The sequence below is a fragment of the Candidatus Hydrogenedentota bacterium genome (genome assembly GCA_012523015.1).
Classification (GTDB): domain Bacteria; phylum Hydrogenedentota; class Hydrogenedentia; order Hydrogenedentales; family CAITNO01; genus JAAYBJ01.
The window spans coordinates 1-4,242 of the sequence record JAAYJI010000046.1; the positions used below are offsets into that span (position 1 = coordinate 1).

Below are 4,242 nucleotides of genomic sequence, written 5' to 3' on the forward strand. Positions count from 1 at the left end.
AAACCACGAATGGAAGAAATCGCCTTGCAGATTGCTCCTTTCCCCGGAGTCATTGATACCCTTTCCGCCTTAAGCAAAGCCCATCCGCTCATGATTATTACCTCCAATAGTTCTGCCATAGTGAGAGGCTTTGTGAAACGGACAGCACTCGAAGGCATTGAAGATATTATCGGAGCCGAGGAAGAGACCAGTAAGGTGAAAAAGATACGGCGTGCCAAAAAAATGTTCCCGAAGCATTGTCCCTATTATATTGGCGATACCTTGGGAGACATTTACGAAGCGCGCAGAGCCGGGGCGGTTCCCATTGCCGCCGCTTGGGGCTGGCACGATAAAGAACGCCTGCAACGGGGCAAGCCTCGCCATATCATGACCCACCACAACGAACTGCGCGCATTTTTCGGCGTCGATACTACCGATACAAATTCACCTTGATTCATGGTCTGGCGAACGGAACGATGCTCTTTTCTAAAAGTCTCCCTGCCCACGCGCTTCAAATTCCTCTTAGGAATTGAGTCCGTAAATCAGGTATACTTTCACTACAAGAGTCGTCTAATAATTCATCTTTTATTCTTCGGAGTGCTGGCATGGCAAAGCATACAATATTAGTCACAGGTGGAGCCGGATTTATTGGCTCCCATGTTGTGGATGCTTATATCAATAAGGGGCATACCGTTGTTGTTGTGGATGATTTGTCTTCGGGCAACGAGGACTTTGTTCATGAATCCGCTATTTTTTACGGCTTGGATCTGCGTTCCCAACAATTGGAAGAAGTGTTCCAAGAACATGCCATCGATATTGTCAGCCATCACGCAGCACAAATTGATGTCCGCCGCAGTGTTGACGACGCTCTGTACGATTCAGACGTCAATGTTAGAGGCACTATTAATCTCTTAGACCTCTGTGTCCGCCATAAAATCAAGAAGGTTATTTTTTCATCTACTGGCGGCGCTATCTATGGGTCGCCAACCACCTTGCCTGCTGATGAAGAGACGCCACCCCAACCGGGAAGCCCCTACGGAACGAGTAAGCTTTGCGCAGAACAATACATCCGTTTATATGAGCGAATTTATAAATTAGGATTCACCATTCTCCGCTACCCCAATGTCTACGGTCCGCGCCAAAACCCCTATGGGGAAGCAGGCGTCTGCTCTATTTTTGCAGGGACCATGCTGGCAGGTGAAACGCCTACCCTTTACGGACAAGGCAAAGCATTTCGAGATTATGTATACGTATCTGACATTGCCGCCGCCAATGTTCTCGCTTTAGAGAAAGCAAACGGCAAGATTTTAAATCTCGGATCAGGCAAAGGCACAACGGTGAGAGAGTTGTTTACGATCATTGCGAAACTGACCGGATTTTCTGGAAAGCCTCTTTTGAAAGCGTTACGTTTGGGCGAAGTGGAAGGGATTTATATTACCGGACAACGAGCCTTTGATGAACTGGGCTGGCAGCCGGAAATTACCTTAAAGGAAGGACTGACCCGAACTGTCGATTACATCAAAGAACAAGGTATGCCGAAACAAAAACCGGTTATAGATTAAACGTATCCGACAGCGATAATTACCGATTAACAAAAACGCTAAGAATATATCGACGCCATTGCGTGTTAAATGAGTAGTGATGTATATTTTTGTCGGTTTTTCCTTCGACAAGCGGAAACATATTTTCGCTTGTGATGCTTAAGGGGCAACTATAATGGCCGATTATGACCAACTTATTCTCCTATCAGGAGAAAACAAAGGAACCGTGGTAACCGTTAATGGGACTGTCACTGTAGGTCGACATCCCGGCAACACCATTCAATTTAATGACCTGCAAGTATCTCGTCGTCACGCAGAGATCTACCGCAACAAAAAAGGGATTTTTATTAAAGATCTCGACAGTGGCAACGGTATCTATGTAAATCAGGAACGGATCAAAAAACACGAGCTGCAAGATAGCGAGATCATCCAAATAGGCAGACAACAGCTCCAGTATCGCTATATGCCTCCTGAGGACGAAGGATCTGAATTTAATGGGCTGGGATTTGTCGAACGGGACTTGACAGAAAGCCGTATCGATGCACAGAAAACAGATGACATTTACCGAACCTTTTTCCAAGTTGCTGAGAAAACCACTTCGGAAAAGGATGTTAAAGAAATTGAACAACGGCTGAAAGCGGTTTACACTGCAAATCAAGCCATTTCCAGTGAGTGCTCCCTTAAAAAAGTCTTTGATACGATTATGGATCAAATCTTTATTTTAGTCCCTGCCCACAACGGTCTCATTCTGCTTGCGAAAGATGACCAAGAAGAATTGAGCACGGAATATCTGCGCACTACCAATCCCACGACTAAAATACAGGTGAGCACTTCCATTGTAAACCGTTGCTTTAAAAATGACGAATCAGTCATCACCAGTAACGCGCCCCAAGATAATCGTTTCGAAGCGGGAATGAGTATTATCTCCGGCAATATTTCATCGGCGATGTGTGCCCCACTCTCCCACCAAGGCGAATGTCTCGGTGTGCTCTATGTGGGCAATCATGGTTTGAACGACGCCTTTACAAACAATGATCTTGAATTGCTCGTTGCCTTGGCAGGACCTGCAGCGACAGCCATTAAAAACGCCCAGTATCTTGCCATGGTGGAACAAACCTATCATGACACCCTCTCCGCTTTGGCAAATGCTATCGAGTTGCGGGACCACTACACCGTTGGCCATACGTGGCGCGTCACCAACTTTGCCGTTGAAATTGCGAGGAAACTGGGGTGGAACGAAGAAAAGCTTATCGAAGTGGAACGCGGCGGTGTGCTCCATGACATCGGTAAAATCGCTGTGGACAATGCCATCTTATCGAAGCCCGGACCCTTGACGGATGATGAATACAACCAAATGAAGGTGCATCCCGAGCGGGGTGCTGATCTGCTCCGTGAGGTAAAATTTCTGCATCCCATTATCCCCTATTGCCTCTTTCATCATGAGCGCTGGGACGGCACCGGATATCCCTATGGACTGAAGGGACTGGATATTCCGGAAGAAGGCAGGCTCATTGCCGTGGCCGATGCTTTTGATGCCATGACCAGTACACGGCCCTATCGGGAAAGTATGAATCCTGAGAAGGCTTTAGAGATCATTGAACAAGGCAAAAATATTCTCTTTGATCCGAACATGGTCGATATGCTGCGCGCCTGTTATAAAGAAGGGCGCATTGACAAGGTACTGCAAAATTACTACCAAAAAGAGGCACACAGCCTCGCCTGTCCTTTCTGCGGCACTTTCATCCGCTTTGACAGCAACATGAATCCGGGTGACGAGATTCAATGCCATGTTTGCCACAAAAATATTTGTATTATTCAAAAAGATGGCGGATTTTTGGGCTCTTTGGTGTCGGCGGTGAAAGAAGAACACACCCCGTCCAAAGGAGATCCGTCCCTCTTAGAGGATGAGTATTAACGCGGAGCGCTTTGATAGATCTGTCAATCGCTTAGGCGAAGGGGCAGCACGATCCCGCTTTTTATAACACCATAGAACACAATGCAAAAGCCCGGCACGTGACCGGGCTTTTTTATAATGTCCTTGAGGCTCAGCCAAAGGCTGCGCATCTCCAACTGTTGCTTAGAATCCGAGGAAGAGATGCCAAGGCTGTTCAATGCTTACCGCCAAGAAACGCAAGAAACGTGCTGCATCTGCGCCGTCGATAATTCTGTGATCATAGGATAAATTAAGGGGCAGTAACTGGCGCGGCTCAAACTCGTTCCCATTGTATACAGGCTCTGTTTGCGTCCGCGACAGACCGAGGATTGCCGTTTCCGGCGCATTGATAATAGGCGTAAAGGCTGTTCCGCCCAATCCGCCCAAGTTGCTGATGGTGAAGGTACCGCCTTGCATATCTTCCAAGGTCAATTTTCTGTCCCGTGCCTTTTCTGCCAGCGCCGCCATTTCCAAGGCAATTTCCAAAACCGTCTTTTGGTCGGCATCACGGAGGACAGGCACCACGAGCCCATTGGGCGTATCCACGGCAAAACCAATGTGGTAGTACTGTTTTAACAGCAACTGCTGCGTTTCCATGTCGACGGAAGCATTAAAGCGCGGAAAACGTTTCAAAACTTCCGGAACGGCTTTCAGAACGAAGGCCATCGTTGTGAGGCGCGCCCCTTTGGCTTCGGCTTTACGGGCTGCTTGTTTGCGCAAGGATTCCAGTGCCGTCACATCTGCCTTATCAAAATGGGTTACATGAGGTATGGTCTGCCAGCTCTCAGA

Annotated in this window: 4 protein-coding genes; 3 read left to right on the forward strand and 1 reads right to left on the reverse strand. The window is 47.7% G+C overall.

Annotated features, from left to right (window positions below; genetic code table 11):
- From GX117_02085 to GX117_02095, 3 genes are all read left to right on the forward strand, one after another.
- A partial coding sequence (locus GX117_02085; protein ID NLO32137.1) for an HAD family hydrolase occupies positions 1-432 on the forward strand: 432 nt, incomplete at its 5' end.
- Between the two features lie 152 nt (positions 433-584).
- Positions 585-1,541: an NAD-dependent epimerase/dehydratase family protein gene (locus GX117_02090; protein ID NLO32138.1), complete on the forward strand. Its 957-nt coding sequence runs from the start codon at positions 585-587 to the stop codon at positions 1,539-1,541.
- Positions 1,542-1,695: 154 nt separating this feature from the next.
- Positions 1,696-3,435, forward strand: coding sequence for an FHA domain-containing protein (locus GX117_02095; protein NLO32139.1), 1,740 nt, complete (start codon positions 1,696-1,698; stop codon positions 3,433-3,435).
- A gap of 162 nt (positions 3,436-3,597) precedes the next feature.
- Here GX117_02095 and GX117_02100 read toward each other — a convergent pair.
- Positions 3,598-4,242 (reverse strand): hypothetical protein (locus GX117_02100; protein ID NLO32140.1); only part of this gene is annotated, 645 nt, incomplete at its 5' end.